Source organism: Filimonas zeae, assembly GCF_014641615.1.
Lineage (GTDB): Bacteria > Bacteroidota > Bacteroidia > Chitinophagales > Chitinophagaceae > Filimonas > Filimonas zeae.
In genome coordinates this window covers 668,706-688,483 of record NZ_BMIB01000004.1, presented here as the reverse complement: position 1 = coordinate 688,483, position 19,778 = coordinate 668,706, and the positions used below count along the sequence as shown (strand labels likewise).

The 19,778-nt window shown below is 42.9% G+C and carries 15 protein-coding genes; 10 read left to right on the top strand and 5 right to left on the bottom strand.

The features are described from left to right. Position 1: 1 nt before the first annotated feature. The 10 genes from IEY13_RS21320 to IEY13_RS21275 all read left to right on the top strand — a co-directional run bounded on the left by IEY13_RS21320 (position 2) and on the right by IEY13_RS21275 (position 14,252). Complete coding sequence (locus tag IEY13_RS21320; RefSeq protein ID WP_188956025.1) at positions 2 to 1,468, top strand: leucine-rich repeat domain-containing protein; 1,467 nt, start codon at positions 2 to 4, stop codon at positions 1,466 to 1,468. A 194-nt stretch (positions 1,469 to 1,662) separates the two neighbouring features. Continuing rightward, positions 1,663 to 2,595: a hypothetical protein gene (locus IEY13_RS21315; protein WP_188956023.1), complete on the top strand. Its 933-nt coding sequence runs from the start codon at positions 1,663 to 1,665 to the stop codon at positions 2,593 to 2,595. Positions 2,596 to 2,946: 351 nt separating this feature from the next. After that, entirely contained in the window at positions 2,947 to 6,507 is a 3,561-nt protein-coding gene (locus IEY13_RS21310; protein ID WP_188956021.1) for a hypothetical protein, read from the top strand. Positions 6,508 to 6,548: 41 nt separating this feature from the next. Next, positions 6,549 to 10,841 carry a DUF6443 domain-containing protein gene (locus tag IEY13_RS21305; RefSeq protein WP_229687947.1) on the top strand — a complete coding sequence of 1,431 codons (4,293 nt, stop codon included), beginning with the start codon at positions 6,549 to 6,551 and terminating at the stop codon, positions 10,839 to 10,841. Then, positions 10,838 to 11,380: a hypothetical protein gene (locus tag IEY13_RS21300; protein WP_188956019.1), complete on the top strand. Its 543-nt coding sequence runs from the start codon at positions 10,838 to 10,840 to the stop codon at positions 11,378 to 11,380. The genes IEY13_RS21305 and IEY13_RS21300 overlap by 4 nt, the downstream gene beginning before the upstream one ends. Before the next feature lie 84 nt (positions 11,381 to 11,464). Next, positions 11,465 to 12,085 carry a hypothetical protein gene (locus tag IEY13_RS21295; protein WP_188956017.1) on the top strand — a complete coding sequence of 207 codons (621 nt, stop codon included), beginning with the start codon at positions 11,465 to 11,467 and terminating at the stop codon, positions 12,083 to 12,085. Positions 12,086 to 12,545: 460 nt separating this feature from the next. Further along, positions 12,546 to 12,815: a hypothetical protein gene (locus tag IEY13_RS21290; RefSeq protein ID WP_188956015.1), complete on the top strand. Its 270-nt coding sequence runs from the start codon at positions 12,546 to 12,548 to the stop codon at positions 12,813 to 12,815. Between the two features lie 176 nt (positions 12,816 to 12,991). Then, positions 12,992 to 13,267, top strand: a complete 276-nt coding sequence (locus IEY13_RS21285; protein WP_188956012.1) for a hypothetical protein — start codon at positions 12,992 to 12,994, stop codon at positions 13,265 to 13,267. 5 nt (positions 13,268 to 13,272) lie between these two features. Next, entirely contained in the window at positions 13,273 to 13,737 is a 465-nt protein-coding gene (locus IEY13_RS21280) for a hypothetical protein (RefSeq protein ID WP_188956010.1), read from the top strand. Positions 13,738 to 13,823: 86 nt separating this feature from the next. Beyond that, complete coding sequence (locus IEY13_RS21275; RefSeq protein WP_188956008.1) at positions 13,824 to 14,252, top strand: DUF4265 domain-containing protein; 429 nt, start codon at positions 13,824 to 13,826, stop codon at positions 14,250 to 14,252. Positions 14,253 to 14,404: 152 nt separating this feature from the next. On the opposite strand, the gene hemL is transcribed toward IEY13_RS21275, so the two are convergent. From hemL to hemE, 5 genes are read right to left on the bottom strand one after another with little or no spacing between them, the layout of a single operon-like run. Beyond that, positions 14,405 to 15,697, bottom strand: a complete 1,293-nt coding sequence (gene hemL, locus IEY13_RS21270) for a glutamate-1-semialdehyde 2,1-aminomutase (RefSeq protein ID WP_188956006.1) — start codon at positions 15,695 to 15,697, stop codon at positions 14,405 to 14,407. Positions 15,698 to 15,709: 12 nt separating this feature from the next. Next, positions 15,710 to 16,690: a porphobilinogen synthase gene (hemB, locus tag IEY13_RS21265; protein ID WP_188956004.1), complete on the bottom strand. Its 981-nt coding sequence runs from the start codon at positions 16,688 to 16,690 to the stop codon at positions 15,710 to 15,712. Between the two features lie 46 nt (positions 16,691 to 16,736). After that, positions 16,737 to 17,642 carry an oxygen-dependent coproporphyrinogen oxidase gene (hemF, locus tag IEY13_RS21260; protein WP_188956002.1) on the bottom strand — a complete coding sequence of 302 codons (906 nt, stop codon included), beginning with the start codon at positions 17,640 to 17,642 and terminating at the stop codon, positions 16,737 to 16,739. Positions 17,643 to 17,669: 27 nt separating this feature from the next. Continuing rightward, positions 17,670 to 18,695, bottom strand: a complete 1,026-nt coding sequence (locus IEY13_RS21255) for an alpha/beta fold hydrolase (RefSeq protein ID WP_188956000.1) — start codon at positions 18,693 to 18,695, stop codon at positions 17,670 to 17,672. 49 nt (positions 18,696 to 18,744) lie between these two features. Then, complete coding sequence (gene hemE / locus IEY13_RS21250; protein ID WP_188955998.1) at positions 18,745 to 19,773, bottom strand: uroporphyrinogen decarboxylase; 1,029 nt, start codon at positions 19,771 to 19,773, stop codon at positions 18,745 to 18,747. Positions 19,774 to 19,778 lie beyond the last annotated feature (5 nt).

The following is a 19,778-nucleotide window of genomic DNA, read 5'->3' as shown; positions in this document are numbered from 1 at the left end:
AATGGTTATTACTAATAGCGGAAGAATTATCCGCAATTCAGGATATGTTATAGGCGGCTCTGTTTGGCTGGAGTTTACCGGAAGATCGAAAACATTCCCGTTTGCAATCACCAACAACTCAGCTGTAAACAATGGCGTAGGTAACTTATGGATGCAGTTTAACAGGCAAACAACTATTACGGTTGATTATGGTGATGGAACGGTTAATACGTATACTTCCAGCGTGTTGCCCGGCGAAACAATACATAAGTTTTGTTTTAACTGCAATGACTATTTTAATCAGCTATACACACAATATCATCCGGTATATGTATATACCGATGGAGAGGTGAAGGCCAGGACTGTTAAAATAAGCTACGATAGAAGTGCATTAACTTCCTATAATGGAGGCATTGCCGGAGTGGCAACCTATCCCATGCTTAATTTTCTGTTTTATGCGCACAGGAATTTAACAACTTTCTCTACGTCCGGTGCGCAGGGTGTAATTGTTGATATTGCAGAATTAGGCAGAATTTCTCCGTCAACAAATCCTTATTTAACAACCTTACTTATTTACAACTGGGCTGCCACCTCGCCTTATGTGGGCTCAATACCCATACAGTTTTTAAATATGCCCTTGTTAAGTCTGGGTACTGGTTCCGCGTCCTTTACAGATACCTCCGGAACCAATCTGGAGTACCTGGGCACCATGCCTATTAAAAATAGTCTTACCACTTTATCGCTACAGAGTATTTTAAATGTGACTGCTTTGCCCGATTCGCTTGCCGGTTTAACAAAGTTACAGCGGTTGAACCTGCAGGCATGTGCATTTGATGAATTTCCAATGGTGATAACCCGGCTGTCTGAATTGATAGGCTTAAACATCAGTCAGGGATCATCTTCGAAAACGGGATTGACGCAGATTCCACCCGAAATTGCCAATTTAAAAAAGCTTCAGTCGCTAACGCTTAGCTATACTAACATTTCCAGAATTCCTGATAATGTTAACTTTTGTAATGCTGCTACTTTAAACTCGCTTACTGTGGCAGGCTCAACAATACTAGCCGAATTTGGAGACATTTCAAACCTGGTTAATATTGCTTTCCTTATTTTCAGTAATGCCTCTTTACACAATGTTATGACAGTATTTCCAGCTTACATGAACAGTTTTACTAAGCTCAGAAACATCAACTGGAACCAGGGCAATAATACTACAGCCAGCGTTACTGATAAAAAGATGAGTTTAAACTATGATTTAGTGGTGCGGAATAATACGCCCAGAACAGGCACCAATAATGGTTCTATCCCTTTCAGGGGTATGACTTTTAACCTGTTAACCGGGTCGGCTACTCCAACTGCCTTCACAGGGGCAATTGAAGCTCCGCCTGGTTTTGTTTTGGGAGTGAATGATGGCGAAGTACAGCACACGGGCCATAAAATATACGTTTTGCGTAATAATTACGGCGCTACCGTATCATTGAGCGTTTAGTGGTGTGAAGAGTGGAGGTGCTTATCAAAAGCGGTCTTCTGTTTTTAAAACATGGAAGGCCGCTTTTTTTATGCTGAAAGCGTAATGATTTTACATACAATTTATTGTATACAGTAAAATGTATACAGGTAATAGGTAGTAGCTATTTGACAGTTTTAGGCTTTGACGCAAATTTGCTGTCTAAATGCTTAATCATGAAAAAGATTCTTTGTGCTGTTGCATTAACAGCATCATTTGCCTGCTTATTTTCCTGTAGCAAAAACAACCAATCTCCCGAAAGTGTTACTGTTGCACCTGCAGGTGATACCGCACATCATGCCGTTCGTATGAGCGTGTCTGACTTTGAAGCACAGTACACCAACATGCGCCTGGTGAATCTGCAGAACGATTCTGCACAGTATCTGAAATACCTGTTTGCTGGTATATATGATGCTTCGGGCAGACTGGTTAGCTGGAGAGAGCAGCAAAGAGGCTGGCAGTTTGATACAGCCTTTGGTAAGTTCAACTGGGCCTTAACCAGCGGCACCTATTCGGTAGTGTTTGTGGCAACTACAGATACGTTGATAGGTAAATATTATCTGCTCAATAACAAAGCAGATTCTTTAGCAGGCCTGCGGATAAAAAACTACTGGAGTAATGGTGGCGTGGATGTTTTTTATAACAAAACCACTTTTACCGTTGGTAACATGGATACGGTTGTAAACAGCATACAACTGTCCCGCATTTCCGGTAAAATTGAAGTACACCTGAAAGACAATTCACAGCTGCTGGATAGCACCTCTATGACGGTAACCATTAAAGGGTATCCCGCTTTCTACTCCGTTGGAGGTAACTTTTATTCACCTGCTAATCCGGGCGATTCTATTACACTGAAGAAAGTTTCTGCCCGTGTGTACGAAGGTTTTTGCCTGGGATCATCCAATAAGATCAATACGGCTTTCAGAGGTTTTCTTTATAAACCCGGACTAGGTCAGCAGTTTTTTACCAAAGTGCTGAACAATGTGGATGTGTACGTATATACCAATAAAAGAACAGTGCTTTCTGGTTATTTAGCTGGTCCGGATTCTGGTACCATTTATCTGAGTGCAGATGCTGAGTTTAGCGAAACGGTTTTAACTAATTTTTAGTATCAGGATTTAAAATGCTACCCTTCTGGTTTTATAAAATCAGAGGGTAGCATTTTGCGATAATTCTACCATTAGAAATGGCGTATAAAAATAAATAGTAGATTAGCCTTCTAACTTTAAAAAAAATGCTTCTCACCCACCACCCTAAAAATGTATCCAGTGCATTTAATGTGTTAAAACTTCATTATGATATTTTCGCAATGCACCTTAGATTTTAAAATTTGATTATTATATTCTGAACTGCACTTGCTTTGCTACGACCAGATGGTTTTATTTGGGATGCTGAGGTTGGGGCTGGCAGACGATATAAAGTGCAATCGTTTTTTTAATAAATACTCCTTAAAAAACACAATGAAAAATTTCCGTTCAGGCAGTATTCTGCGTTTACCTACGTTACTTTTTATTGTAATAACGGTAATGATTGCTTTCAGCAGTTATGGCCAGGATACGGCATCAAACCGTGGGGCTGCTATTATTCCTCCTTCACCCAACTCTGCAGCAATAGAAAAGTTTGGTGTAACTCCGGTCAATTATTCTACGGGTATTCCCGAAATTAATTATCCTATGTGGAACTGGAGCCGTGGTAAATTAAGCCTTTCTCTGGGGCTCAGTTATCACGCAGGAGGTAACAAGGTGCAGGACTTGCCCGGGAACGTCGGTTTAGGATGGGCTCTTTCAACGTCGTATCGCGTATCCAGAACGCTGCGAGGGCTAAATGATGACCTGATTAATTATGGTTATATGCATTCTCCTGTTTTACCGACAGTGGTTACCACCCAGTATGATAATGGATACTATAATATATTACATTACATTGGCTGGCAGGAGGCTTTTTATTCTAGTATTGGAATTACTCCCCGTAATTCCCCTTATTCAGATCTGGTAAGGGAAGTGGGAATGGGCAAAATGGACGGCGAGCAGGATGTTTTCAGTTTTTCCTATCCAGGTGGCTCAGGCAAGTTTGTTATTGACAAGGGAAAAAAGATTGTTCCGCTGGAATATACAAACAGTAAATTGACAATGAGCCTTAATAGTGCTGGTGCTATTGCCTCGTTCAATATTACAGATGATAAAGGGGTGATTTACCAGTATATGAATCTGGAGATACAGCATTTCGAAACTGTCAGTACCTCTCAGGCTGTCCCGGAAACATATCAGGGCGATTATGCTTCCGCCTGGTTGTTAACTTATATTATTGATCCACAGGTGAAAGATACCATTGAGTTTAAATATGCTTCGGCGCTTCCACCTAATGCTTTTTATGAAACCGGATTCAGGGAAACCAGAACATTGCATTTAACTTCTTCTACAAGCTCAGGGGCGCATACACCAAATTATGTGGAACAAGCAGTTGGCTCATATGACAGGGTGGAGTTGAATGAGCCACAGCTTGCTGAAATACGATTGCCGGATGGAAGCAAGGTTAATTTGGAATATGGTTTTAACAGAACTGATCTGGTGAATGCAAAAGCGCTTACCCTGTTAACGGTTACAAACATGAATAATGATGTTGTGAAAAAATATAGGATGGCGTATTCCTATTTTACATCATCAGGTGTAAGCCCATTTATTCCTTATGAATCAGGCAACGATTACAGTAAAAGGTTGCGTTTGGATAGTGTTAGTGAATTGGCTATTTCCGGGCCGCTTGCAAAGGTTACAAAATTTACTTACGAGGGTACAGCGCTAAATCCCAGAAACTCCACCAATGTAGACCATTGGGGTTATAATGTAAGCCCTGCTCGTGGTAATTCGGTTCGCACGGCGCGAATGAAAAAGGAGCCTTTGGAATATGGGTTGAGTCCAGGCGAGGCAGAGTATTGGTCCGGTGCTAACTTATATCCTGATTCAAATTATGTGCAGGCAGGCATATTGCAGCAGATTACCTATCCAACAGGTGGGCATACCACATTCGAATATGAATGCAACAGGGCTTTTTCAATTGTAAATTATAACAATAATAGCCTGACATCGGGCACACTTAGCTGGGCGTTAAGTGCGTTTAATACGGCCAAAAGCATCAGTATGCCGGGTAGAACCCAGGAGCGGGTGCGTTTTTACCTGAAGGCAAACGAGCCTAATCCACGGCCGGCACCCGGAACTGGTCCTGTTTCGTGCATTGAGGGTATGCAGGATGAAAAAGTGGTTCGTTTTCAGGTGGTTAGTACAGATAATACAATATCTGTTAACCTGGATGTGGTGTATGCGCATATGGTTGGTGGTGCTGCGGTTGATACAGATTTGCCTGTTGATAAAGTTTATACGGTTAAAGCAGTTTATGATGCCAGTGCTACCTGTGCATATATGTATCCTTTTTCTTTACAGGCTTACGTTAGTTATGAAGTTACACCGTATGATAAGTTGGCGGGTGGTGTGCGCGTGAAGAAAGTTCAGGCGTTTGATGGTGCCGGCAATAGACTTACCAAAGAGTATTTTTACACAGATTCCATGGGTAGATCTTCAGCTACTATTGCTGTTGTTCCGGATTACCGTTATCATAGAGAAACTACTTCTTACTCCAACGCTAATCCTTCAAAAAGAATTGTGATGAGTAGCTCGCCTACCGGTACGCTGAATTTCTTCAATGGAAGTCCTGTTATTTATAAAAGAGTTATAGAAGTTGAAAGTAACGGTGCTTATACCGAACGTTTGTATGATTCTGTTTATGAAGGGAGGGGGCCCACTGGTATCTACCCATTTATACCTATTCAGGATTTTCCGTTACTGAGCGGTACATTGATTAAGGAACGTATAGCCGATGCAGCCGGAGTGGTGCAGGTGGAAAAATTATATACTTATAACAAGGTAACCAGTCTTTTGGGAGACAGTTGCAGGAATATGGTGGTTGGACTTATTGCTACCGGAGGTAATTTTCCCTCAAAAATGTGGGTGGTAGATGGCTACTGGTTAAAGGTTTGTTTGATAGAACCTTTAACGGAAGAAACCAGAACTTACAGCGGAGCCAGTTATATTTCGGAGAAAATCACCAGAGCGTATGATAATCTGCATTATCTGTCATCCAATAAAATAATAAATAGTACAAACCAGGAGTTAAATGAAGGGTTTAGCTACGTTCATTCGCAAACAGGTAGTGTGTATGATTTTATGAGGTCGAAGAATATACTGGGTTCAATAAGAGGCAGAACTACTTCTATTACACAAGGTAATTTAAGTTTGGATGAAGAGCGGAATAATTACGCTTTATGGAATGGTGGTGTGTTGGTGGATGTAGCTACACGGGAAAAGAAGCTTCTTGATAATCCCTATTTCACGCTTGAAAACTATGGCGCCTACGATGATAAGGGGAATGTTTTACAGTATACAGGTAAAGATGGCATAATAACGTCTTTTTTCTGGGGATATAATAAGCAGTATCCGCTTGCAAAGGTGGTAGGTAAATCATACAATGAACTGGTTACACTGAGCGGAATTAACCTGGCTGTTGTTAATAATCCAGCCAGCGAAAGTGCATTGTTAACCGAGTTGAATAAGTTGAGAGCTGTTAGCGGAACAATGGTGTCTACCTATTTGTATAAGCCATTGGTAGGTATAAAGCGGGAGATTGATATGAATGGAAATAGTACGTATTATGAATATGATTTGTTTAACAGACTGAATCTTGTTCGTGACAAGGATAATAATATCATTAAGAAATTTTGCTACAATTACCAGGGGCAACAGACCGAATGCACTGAAACTGTGGTATTCGATTCCGGTTGTATTAACTGTACAGATAAAAGTCAGAAATGTATTGCTAATGTTTGTGAAACGGGTGTTAAACACGTAGCATCCTCTGTAAGACTTAGTGCTAACTCCTGGCAGTGTACTTTCTATTACACATGGAGTGATGGTTCCAGTAGTCCTTCTTATACTGAAATTACGGGTTTTGGATGCCTTTTGGGAGGCTTGTAGAAAATGGTAACTATTGTTAACTCAGCCTTTGAGATACATATATGGAAAAGAAAATATTTTTTGTTGTTTCATTTATATTGTCGCTGGCTTTAGCTGTTTCTGCTCAGGTGAAACCTTTGGCAGAAGGGGTTTCCGCAGCGCAGACTGTAGCCAACAAACCAGGTGCATATTTGCCAGGTACCCCTTTGAACTATGTTAGAACATGGGTGCCCGCCCGTCCTTTAACTGTTGAAGCAGATGTAATATCTGCATCAAGAACTGTTAGGGAAGTTGCTCGCTCCACTTCCTATGTTGATGGTCTTGGCAGGCCGCTGCAAACGGTAACCTGGCAAGGATCGCCTGTTAATGATTCCAACGCAGTCTTTGATTTGGTTTCGCCAGTGGTTTATGACGAACTGGGGCGGGAGAAATATAAATACCTGCCTTATACCTCAACGGGCAATAGCGGCGTTTTTAAAACAACTCCTTTTGCTGATCAGGAGACTTTCATGTCTGCAAGATATCCTGGTGAGCAGGTGTATTACGCGCAGATAGATTACGAGTCAGCTCCTATAAACCGGGTGCTGAAGTCAATGGCACCTGGTAATAGCTGGGCAGGTAGTGGCAGAGGGGTTCAAAGTGCTTATGAGTTAAACGCTGCTGATGAGGTTAGGGTATGGACAATCGGCTTTGCAACAGGCAGTGTGCCGGCAAGTCCGGGGTTTTATGCGCCGGGCGTGTTATATCGTACGGTTACTACAGATGAGCATGGGAAAAGGACAGTAGAGTATAAGAATAAGACAGGACAGGTAGTGCTGAAGAAAGCTGAAATAACTGATGGGGCAGCTATAACTGCGTTTGCAGGCTGGTTGCATACCTACTACGTGTATGATGATCTGAGAATGTTGCGGTATGTTATTCAACCGAAAGGAGTGGAGCAGTTGAGTGTTAACTGGGCTTTTGATGCAACTACCTGGTCTGGGAGTAATATCGCAAAAGAGCTTTGCTTCAGTTATGAATACGATTCACAAAACCGTATGATTATCAAGCGGGTTCCTGGTGCAGGGGAAGTGCATATGGTGTATGATGCAAGGGACCGGCTGGTGATGACACAGGATGCCAGAATGCGAACTTCGCAGCATTGGCTGGTAACGCAGTATGATGATTTTAACAGGCCTGCTAAAACCTATTTATGGACAAGTGCGTCTGCCCGTGCAACTCATGCCACCGCGGCTGCCGGCAGTACCAATTATCCCGGTGTTGCTTCTCCGGTGGATGGTTACCTTACAGTAACCTTTTATGATAACTACGACTGGGTGAGTACATCCGGAAGTGGTTTGGCGGCTACCTTCGCTTCCGGTGAAACTACGGCAGATTTCCTTGCAGCCTCCGATGTTAATTTTCCTTATCCGAGGGCTGTTACCTCTGTTGCCACCGTAAAAGGAATGGTTACAGGTATGCAGGTTAAGGTATTAGGCACCTCTCAGTATTTGTTTACTATTAATTACTATGACGACCGTGGCCGCCTGGTACAAACAAAAAGCACTAATACCAGCGGTGCTACGGATATTTCCACCACTCAGTATAGTTTTGATGGGAAGGCGCTCATGACCAAAAACTCCCATGCAACTACTGCAATGACGCCAGGAACAGTTAAAGTGATGACACGGCAATCATATGATCACGCCGGACGATTATTGGCTGTAAAGAAGCAGGTAAACAATGGGGCTTGGGTAGTAGTGGATTCTTTAATTTATGATGCTGCCGGACAGTTGTTAACAAAACGGTTGGGGCAGAAAAAGCCGGGTGGGGTATACAATAGCTTGCCTATAGAAACACTTACCTATGCATATAATATCAGGGGCTGGTTAACTGGTATTAATAAAGGATATGTTGCGAATCCCACGGGAGTAAATAATTTCTTTGGAGAGGAAATAAGTTATAATTACGGTTTTACCCAGAAACAATACAATGGTAATATAGCTGGCATTACCTGGTGTAGCCGTAACGACCAGCAGGTTCGTTCTTATGGATATACTTACGATGCTGTCAGCCGATTACTAAAAGCTGATTTTACGGAGAAAATCAACGCAACTACATGGAATACTTCCCTTGGTCGCGATTATACCACAGTTATGGGCAATGGTTCAAATCCTTCACTTGCTTACGATGCCAATGGTAATATTCTGCGGATGCAACATTACGTTACCCCGTCTGTCAGAATTGACGACCTGACTTACAATTATGACTTTTCTGTTGCTGGTAATCGTTTAAAGCGGGTAACGGATGCCTTTAACAATGCAGCCAGTACACTGGGCGATTTCAAAGAAATCACAAGTGGCCAAACGCAGGATTATGATTATGATGGTAATGGTAATATGGTGTATGATTTAAATAAAGGTATCAGCAATATCGCGTACAATTATTTAAACCTGCCCTCATTGATTACCGTTACCGGTAAAGGTTCTGTTGCCTACACCTATGATGCGAGGGGGAATAAACTGAAAAAAGTAGTAACGGACGCCACTAATAGTAATGCAGTAACTACTACCTCTTATATAGGGAGTTTTCAGTATGAGAACAATGACCTGAAACAACTGGCGCATGAAGAAGGTCGCATACGACGAAAACCGGATGGAAGCTATGCGTATGATTATTTTGTAAAAGACCATTTAGGAAATATCCGGGCAACGCTTACTGAGGAAGAAACTGTTTCAGTTTATAAGGTGGCTACTATGGAGCTGGATAGTGCTGCACAGGAAGAAACCTATTACGCCAATCTTGCGGAAACACGTGCATTTAAACCTGCTGCTTACCCTGACAGAGATTCTACCAATAGATACGTGGCTAAGCTGGATGGCAGGCAGAAGAAATTGGGACCGTCACTACTATTGAAAGTAAATGCCGGCGATAAAATTAACATACGTGCAAAAAGCTGGTATCAGCACAATGGAAAGGATAAGGAAGTTGCTATGCCCTTTGCAGGAACAGTTTCTGGTTTATTAGGCAATACTTTAGAGACAGAATTGCTTCATGACGGCCCTGTGCTACAGGCAGCCTCCGGTGCTGCTGCAATATTACCGGGTGTTATAAGTTTTTTACAGACGCGGGATGCAACGGATGAGAAAATATCGCGTAAACCAAAAGCGTATCTGAACTGGGTATTGCTGGATGAAGATTTGAAGCCTGTGAAGGAAGATACTGCAAGAAAATCACTCAAACAACCGGAGTATGCAGGCTTTCAGCGTGTTGGCGAGGAGGAGAAGTTGACGCAGCATGTGAAAGAAGGATGGGAAGTAGAAAAGAGTGGGTATGTATATGTATTTACAAGCAGTGAATCCGCGGATGCGGATGTAGTATTTGAGGATTTAGGCGTAACTTCCATACAGGGGCCTTTACTTGAGGTGGATCATTACTATCCTTTTGGATTATCAATAGCAGGAATTGGAGGTAAAGCTGAAGGTAGGTTACAGAATAAGTTTAAGTATAATGGAAAGGAACTACAGAATAAAGAGTTTGCTGATGGTAGTGGGTTGGAGTGGTTTGATTATGGAGCCAGGATGTATGACGTGCAAGTGGGCAGGTGGAATGTAATTGACCCCAAGAGCGAGAAGTACAATTCAATTTCCACTTACCAATATTGCATGAATAATCCTCTGCTTTATATAGATCCCGATGGAAGGGATAATGTTGTTTATCTTCATGGATTAGATGGAATATCTAAAAATGAACTGAAAGAATTACGGAAGCAGGTTAATGCAAATTTTGCATCTATGAAATTGAAAACCCGGGCAGAGATTTTTAAAGGGAAAGATTTTAGCAAATTTTATAGTCAAATGGATAAGAATGATGCTGTTGCTTTTATTGGAAAGGCTGACGCAGTGATTAATGCGGTTAACTCAGTAGATAAAGTCTTAGGGAAAACCTTAAGAGAAGATCCTGATTTCGGTTCAAAAGGAGCTACAAATCCAGAACATAGCCAGTTTAAAGGTAATATTATCGCTATTAATACAGAAGATGCTAAGATTCAGTCGAAAGATTTTCATGTATCTATGACAGAGGCAATTGCTTTCGACGTTGTACATGGAGCGGGGCATAATGCCGGGCTTGGTCATGGTGGAGACCGCGCTGCTGGCGACGCTTCGAAGCGATTTATTCCGAGTCATTCTATAATGTCTGACGGGGAAAGGCTTTTAAGTAATGTAAATCAAGGACCACGCCCTATAGTACCTGAATTTTCAAAACTTGGCGATTTTGTAAAGACAACAGATAATCATGGAGTAATACGTGATTTTTATATGAAAAGATTTGAGAATAGTACTCCAAAAGCTAATAAAAACATACCTGTTCAATGAAAACTAGAATATTATTTTTATTAATTTTCTGTTTACATATTTCATTTGTAAATGGACAAATTGATGATAATTGGAAAGAGATTACACTCTGTGACTCTTCTGTTCGTATTAAAGTGCCGGAAGCCTGGAAAGCTAAATCTCCTTATCGCCAATACCCAAGTTACGAGATTAAACATAATATGGAGGTCGGATTACCTCAAAGCAATACTTCTTTGAAAGTGGATGTGTTTGATAGTGCTTCCAGAATTACTGTTTTCATAGATAACGAGACGCTTGAATATCACAGAACTGCTCAGACAAAAACGATTGGAAAACTGGACAGTTTAAAAAAGGAAGTAGTTGTGAGAAATGGAATTGATGTCGCGATGCTAAAATATGTGTACTACGATAAAAAGCGAATCCCGCGTTATGGAATGATAGTTCTCTTTAGAAGAGATAGTAGCAGCTATTATGAACTTAAACTCTCTTGCGGTAGCCTCTCTGTTCATGAAGGTAAAGAATTGGCTGAAATAATCATTGGGTCTTTAAGATTGAATTGAGTGTTACGTACTCTTTCACCACCTCATAAATAGATGGTTCCTGGTTATAACTATGAGAAATATATAAAAAGTGAAAGATAGGAGATGCGTCATAAAATCGTTGACATAGAAAGGACGACGGGAGTGTTTATGGCGGCACCAGTTAACCCAATTAACTATGAAATGAGAGGGATTATAATAGTTTTATTTATTATCTATTTTCCTGCTTCATTTGTGAAGGCGCAAATTGATAGTAATTGGAAAGAGATAACGCTCTGTGACTCTTCTGTTAGCGTTAAAGTGCCGGAGTATTGGAATGTTAAATCTCCTTATCAGGTGTTTGCAAACGATCAACTGATATATAATGTGAAAGTTAGTTGTCCGAAAAGGAATACTTATCTGACCGCTGATGTTTATGACAGCTCTTATATGTACAATTTTACTATAGATGATTTTTTGCTTGAAAATTATAGGGAGGCACACGTCAAGACTGTTGGAAGGCTGGATAGCGTGGGGAAAGAGGTAGTCAGTATAAATGGAATTAATGTTGCTATGCTAAGGTATGTGTGCTATGATGAAAAGAATATCCCCCGTTATGGAATAATAGTTCTTTTTAAAAAAAATAGTCAGCATTTTTATGAATTGAAGCTTTTTTTTGGTAGCCTTCAGGTAATCGAAGGTAAAGCACTAGTTGAAAGGATTATTGGTTCTTTAAGGCTTAAGTGAGTGTTCCGTAATTCTGTCCTCCGCAAGCGTTTTAACACCTCGGAAATTATTGTAAATCATTCATTCAGGCAGACCGGGTAACCGGGCTGTCTCTATACGTGTCAGTTTTGGTAATATTTCAGCCGTATCGGCTGCTGTTTGCGTTTGCGCAAAAAGTTGATGGCTTAGGTGCTGCTAAATCTATAAATAGCTTCGCATTGTAGGGGAAGTCCTCTGGCTAGGTGGCGGTGTTTATGCAGACGTTTATTGGCGGCGGCTCCCATATCCGCATAAACTGCTTGATCATGTTGATCTGTCGCTGGTTAAGGCACAATAGCATATTTTTATGTGCTACCCGTACGGTAAAAATGCTCAAGAAGGAAGGTTAATTAAACGCTTGTCTATAATATGAGTGATAGTAAAGTTTTGTTAACATATCTGGCAAGGATCGCCTGTCAATGATTCCAACGCAGTCTTTGATTTGGTTGCACCGGTGGTTTATTACGAACTGGCTGATAAATACAATGAAGTTTCTCCGTACATATATGTGTTAAATAATCAGATTGTACATATAGATCCAGATGCGAAAGATGCCATTGTTGCTAGAGCCCCCGCTACGTTTGCAAATACTGGTGGAGGGTTGCAGCTTCCTTTTTTTCCAAAAACGATTCATGATTTAGGTGTTACTGGTATTTACAATGGTGACAAGGGAGTAAGTTATTCCAAAATGAGAAGGGCAGTTATGATGTAAAACTGAGTGTAGTTGAGCCAATTAATCCTAATCTTCAAGCAGGTTGGAGTTTAGATAAAAAAAATCCTTGGCTTTTAAAGGAGGTTGTTGCGCATCGGGCATGGTGACCAAAAAGAGGTGGCTTTTAAATCGACTATTACAGTAAATAGTGGGTTAAAATAGTTGGACAAGATGGCGTGGCCAAGGAATTGACGTATACGGGACAGATTGACAAGGTACTAGATCAAGCAGGGAAACAATGCGAGAAAATAAAGGAAACAAATCCTGCTGCGGTGAAAGGTATTTCTAAGGAGGATTATATTAAGTCTGTATTTAATACGGCACTTGGTGAGGTGGCAGGAAAGATGCCCTCTAATGCGGAAGCTAATGCTAATAGTAAGGCTGCCACTAAGCTTCGTGGAGTCGAGAAGATGCCTTACACAAACGGAGTAAATCAGATTCAATTAAAATAATTCTTATGAAATTAAATTTAAAAATGGTTCTTTTTTGTTCATTCTATATAATGAGTTGTAAGCCAGGTAATGAATCTAGAGATGTAGATTCCAAGCTGGATGCTCTGGTTGTTCAATTGGATAGCTCATTTATTAAAAATAAGAATAAGACGGCGTTGGAGTTGTTCGTTGATAAATATGCGGATTCCATAAATGCATTACATATGGAAGAACTTCCAGTTTTTTTAAAAGACACTCAGTTTGATTATCATAACGTAGGTGTAATTTCTCCTTTTCATAATCCACTGCCATTGCGAAAGTTGATTTTTGATAATGTTAGCAATTGTAAGTCTCTTAAGTTTATTCTTAATAGTTCTATTTTAATTTTAAAACAAAATCCAACTATACAAGATGGAATTCGTGTTGAGTTTGAAGAGTATTCATTTTATGATTTAGCAAAAAAAAGATATGAGGAACTAGGGTGCTTGTAGTGGAGTCGAATATTTATATTGGATGGTGAGCTTGTAAAGAAGTGGGTTCTTTGCCAGATGGTGGCATTTAATTAATAACGTATTTTATGAGTGAAAGTAAGATTATGTTGGCATATAGGAATGATGAAGGCAGTGTTAACATTGAGAGTGTTTGGGCTACTAAGGAGGGTGAATTTTACAGAATAAACAACATCCCTTTTTTTACATCCAATATTGCGTTAAATGATTTGATTAAAGCAAAGGAAAATAACGGTGCATTATACTACGATGATCTTGTGGAAGCTTCGGGACACAGTACTGTTCAAATTGTTTTTTTACAAAAAGATGCTTTAAAGGGCGTTACGGAGCAATTGGAAAAATTTGGATGTGGATGGGAAGGTAGTCATCTGAAATACTTGATTTCTGTTGATATTCCTGCTAATGTTGACTATGCGCCAATCAAATCTTATCTTGTTAATGCTGAGGAGCAGGAGGTGTTAAGTTACAAGGAAGCTTGTTTGGAGCATAAGTATTGATTGTGCTGTTAAAATTGGAAAAGCTTTTTACATACTACGTCAGGCCCCGATCATATGTCATTTCTGGTTATGTAAAGTGAAGCCCGAGGTGAATAATAGTAGTGGTAAAAAAGCACGGCTGTATCAATCAGGACACAGCCGCGCTTTTTTCTTTACGCAATCTCCTTCAAACTCTCCGCAGCTGCGGCAATAGTCTTATCCAGATCTTCCCGCGTAAGTGCGTGGTTCAGGAACCAGCTTTCGTATGCGGAAGGCGGCAGGTAAACGCCGCGTTTCAGCATGGCGTGGAAGAATTGTTTAAAGCGTTCAATATTGGTGGCAGCAGCAGAAGTAAAATCTGTCACGGCGTGGTCTGCAAAGTGCAGGCTTATCATGCTGCCTAGCTGGTTAATGGTGTAAGGAATACCGGCTTCTTTACATACGCGGTCCAGGCCGTTGCGCAGGTATTCTGTTTTCTGTTCCAGTTCGGTATAAATGCCGTGGTTGGCTTTCAGCTCTTTCAGCAGGGTGTAGCCGGCTATCATGGCCAGCGGGTTGCCGCTTAGTGTACCTGCCTGGTATACGTTACCCAGTGGGGCAATGTATTGCATAATGTCTTTTCTTCCGGCAAAGGCGCCTACGGGCATACCGGCGCCGATTACTTTACCGTAGGTGATGAGGTCTGCCTGTATGTTTAGCTTTTGCTGGGCACCACCGGGGGCCAGGCGAAAGCCGGTCATTACCTCATCAAATATCAGTACAATGTTCTCTTCGGTACACAGGGCGCGCAGGCCTTCCAGAAAGCCGGGTTGGGGCAGTATACAGCCCATGTTACCTGCAACCGGTTCTATAATAATGGCGGCTATTTCGTTTTTGTTTTCTGCTACCAGTTGCTTTACTGCATCCAGATTGTTATAAGGGGCGGTAAGGGTATCGTTGGCAGCACCGGCGGTAATACCCGGTACGGTTTGTATGTTAAATGTAGCCAGGCCACTGCCTGCTTTTACCAGAAAGGCATCTGCGTGGCCGTGGTAACAGCCTTCAAACTTGATGAATTTGTTTTTACCGGTGTAGCCGCGTGCCAGGCGCAGGGCGCTCATGCAGGCTTCGGTGCCGCTGTTTACCATACGCACCATATCTACGTTGGGGGCCATGCTTTTAATCAGCTCGGCCATTTCTATCTCCAGCTCGGTGGGGGCGCCAAAGGAAGTGGAGCCGGCTGCTTTTTGCTGAATGGCGGTTACTACCGGCTCCCAGGCGTGGCCCATAATCATGGGGCCCCAGGAGGCAATGTAGTCTATATACTGGTTGCCATCTGCATCATACAGGTACGCGCCTTTGGCTTTTTCTATAAAAATGGGGGTGCCGCCCACGCTTTTAAAGGCGCGTACGGGGGAGTTAACGCCGCCGGGAATGCTTTGCTGTGCTCTTTCGAATAATGCTTTGCTCGATTCGTATTGATACATCGTTATTATTATTTACAGGCCGTTGAGTAAACGTACGGCGTCTTTGGCAAAATAGGTGGCTATTAAATCTGCGCCTGCTCTTTTAATAGAGGTAAGGCTTTCCAGTATGGCTTTGTTTTCATCCAGCCAGCCCATTTTGGCGGCTGCTTTTATCATAGCATATTCACCGCTTACATGGTAAGCACTTACGGGTATATCCACGGCGTTCTTTACTTCGCGGATAATATCCAGATAAGCCATCGCAGGCTTTACCATTACTATATCAGCGCCTTCTTCCACATCCATCAGGGTTTCTTTAATGGCTTCCCTGCGGTTGGCATAATCCATCTGATAGGTTTTTTTATCACCAAAGCCGGGTGCGCTGTCCAGTGCATCGCGGAAGGGGCCGTAAAAGCAGCTGGCATATTTGGCGCTGTAGGCCATAATGCCCACTTTGGTAAAGTTGTGCTCTTCCAGGCCGGCACGCAGGGCGGCAATACGGCCGTCCATCATATCGCTGGGGGCTATAATATCCACACCGGCTTCTGCATGGCTGATGGACATTTTAACCAGTGCCTCTACTGTTTCATCATTGGCTATTTCGCCGTCTTTTACAATACCATCGTGCCCGTAGATAGAATAGGGGTCTAATGCCACATCTGTCATCACCACCATTTCCGGCACAGCATCTTTAATGGCTTTAATAGTGCGTTGCATTAAACCATCGGGGTTCCAGGCTTCTTTGCCGGTATTGTCTTTCAGGTTATCGGAACATTTAATAAAAATGTCTACGCTTTTAATGCCCATGCTCCATATTTCTTTTACCTCTTTTATGGTAAGGTCCAGCGAGCGGCGGTACTGGCCGGGCATAGAAGGAATTTCATGTTCTACGTTGGTTCCTTCATCAACAAATATGGGTAATATAAAATCTGCAGGTGTTAATGTGGTTTCCGCTACCATTGCACGAATGGCAGGTGTTTGCCTTAAAATCCGGTTTCTTCTCTGTAAGTACATACTCTATCTTTTTGTGCTGTTAATCGGAATGTATTATGTGGCGTTGCTAGGCCCATTGTTTCGGGTGCTGGCAGGCCTGTAACAGTTTGTCTTCTTCGCTGCCGGGTACGGGCTGGTAATTGTATTCAAACCGTACGGTAGGGGGCAGGCTCATCAGAATACTTTCTGTTCTGCCACCGGTTTTTAAGCCGAAAATAGTGCCTCTGTCGTGTATCAGATTAAACTCTACATAACGGCCTCGGCGTATTTCCTGCCAGTGTTTATGTTGTTGGTTATACGGGGTGTGCTTTCTTTTTTCTACTATTGGTACATAGGCGTTTACAAAGCTGTTGCCATTGGCTTGCTGAAAAGCAAATAGCCTTTCCGCGTCTGCTGCATCGGCGGGTACCAGGTGATCGTAAAACACACCGCCAATACCGCGCATTTCATCGCCACGGTGTTTGTTGGCAAAATAGGTATCGCACTGTGCCTTGTATTTTGTATACAGATCAGCGCCAAAGGGGTCCATGGCCTGCTTTAACGAGCTATGAAAATGGCGGGCGTCTTCTTCAAACAAATAGTAAGGCGTAAGGTCTGCACCGCCGCCAAACCAGCTTTTAATTACGGCACCATCAGCATCATATAACTCAAAATAACGCCAGTTGGCATGGGTGGTAGGTACAAAGGGGTTGTTGGGGTGTATTACCAGGCTAAGGCCGCAGGCAAACCAGCTGGCCCCGTCCATCTGCAGCTGGGCGCGCATGGCATCGTTTACATCGCCAAACACCACAGAGGTGTTTACGCCTCCTTTTTCAAATACGTTACCGTTGGCTATTACGCGGGTTTTACCGCCGCCACCGCCTTCGCGTTCCCATTTATCTTCTACAAAGGTTGCTTTGCCGTCTGCTGCTTCCAGCGCGGCGCAAATGGTATCCTGTAGCTGATGAATATAGTTGATCCAGTTTTGCTTCATAATATGTGTTGATAGCAGCTAAATAGTTCATGGTTTGGCAGGTTGTAAAAAACTGAGCAGCGGGCCCATAAAGCGGTCAAACGCTTCTATATGTGGCAGGTGGCCCACATTGTCCAGCGGAACCAGTGTGGAGTTGCGTATTTTATCGTGGGTTATGCGGCCCAGTTCGGGGTACAGGCCCATGGTTTTCTTTACTTCTTCCGGCACATTGGCTTTGCCCAGTGCAGTACGGTCGCGCTGGCCAATAATCAGCAGGGTAGGTGCTGTTATATTGCTGAATTCGTAACATACGGGCTGGGTAAATATCATATCATAAGTAAGCGCAGCATTCCACGCAATACGGTGGTATTCGGGGCTCAACGTCCAGCCTGCCTGCAGGTTTACCCATTCATCGTATGCGGGCTTCCATTGGTTATCGTAATAGCTTTCGCTCTGGTATTTGCGTATGCTTTCGTAATTCTGTTTCAGTTCGTTTTTATACCAGGCTTCTACAGGCTGGTAAGGCACTTTCAGTTTCCAGTCTTCCAGCCCTATGGGGTTTTCCAGTATAAACTTTTCTACCACGTTGGGGTACATGAGTACAAAACGGGTTGCCAGCATGCCGCCCATAGAGTGGCCCAGTACGCTTATTTTAGTAATGCCCAGGGTGTCCAGTATGGCTTTGGTGTTCTGCGCCAGCAGCTGAAAGGTGTATTGCAGGTATGTGGGTTTGGATGATTTGCCAAAACCAATCTGGTCCGGTACAATAACCCGGTAGCCGTTTTGGGTAAGCGCCTGTATAGTGGTAGCCCAGTAGGCGCCGTTAAAGTTTTTACCGTGCAGCAGCAACACGTTGTGCCCGTTATAGCGTTGGGGCTTTACATCCATATACGCCATCTGTAGCTGTTCGCCCTGCAGGTTCAGCTTCAGGTACTGTACAGGGTGCGGATATTCATAATTTTCCAGACAAAGCCCTAATGCTTTTGCAGGGGCAGGTTGTTGCGGCTGCTGCGCAAAAGAGCTGATTGTTAACAGAGCCAGCAGGGCCGTAAAAAAGAGGTGTCGTGTTTTCATACTATAGAGAATTAGAAGGTAAAACGGGCCCGTAAGGGCCCGTTGCCGGTTATTTGTGCTGGTATTGTTTTACCGTATCTACAAAAGCACGTGCATGGTCTACCGGAACATTGGGTAGTATGCCATGGCCCAGATTGGCAATATGCCTGCCGGGTCCAAACTTCTGTAGCATGGCTTTTACTTCTTTTTCAATAACAGGAATAGGCGACAGTAGTTTAGCCGGGTCAAAATTACCCTGCAGGGTTACAGCGTTGCCAGCCAGCTTACGGGCCATTTCTGGTTGTATACACCAGTCTATACCCAGGCCTGCTGCGCCGGTGGCTGCCATAGATTCCAGCGAGTGCCATGCACCTTTGGCAAATAAAATGGTAAGCACTTCGTCTTTTAATGCGGCAATAATCTGACGCATGTATTGCAGCGACAGTACTTCAAAATCTTCGGGACTTAATAAACCGCCCCAGCTATCGAACAGCTGTATTACATCTGCACCTGCCTTTACCTGCTCTTTCAGGTACACAATGGTTGTGTCGGTAATCATTTGCAGCAGTTGGTGTGCTACTTCGGGCTGTGTGTAACAGAAAGCCTTAGCCTCATCAAAGGTTTTAGAGCCTTTACCCTGTACCATATAACACAGAATAGTCCAGGGTGCACCGGCAAAGCCTATCAGGGGCACACGGCCATTCAGCGCCTGCTTTGTCATGCGCAGGGCATCAAATACATAACCCAGCGTTTCGTGTACATCAGGAATGCGTACACGTTTCATATCGGCCACTGTTTTAATAGGATCGGGTAACAGCGGGCCTTTGTTTTCTACCAGCTGTACCTCCAGGCCCATCGCCTGTGGTATTACCAGTATATCGGAAAATATAATAGCGGCATCTACACCTACCTGGTCAATCGGCTGCAAGGTTATTTCTGTAGCCAGCTCCGGCTTCTGGCAGCGTTCAAAAAAAGAATATTTATCACGCAGTACTCTGTAGTCGGGCAAATAACGGCCTGCCTGGCGCATCATCCACACCGGGGTTCTTTCCACAGATTCCCCTCTCAGGGTACGTAATAACAAATCGTTTTGTAGCATAATCT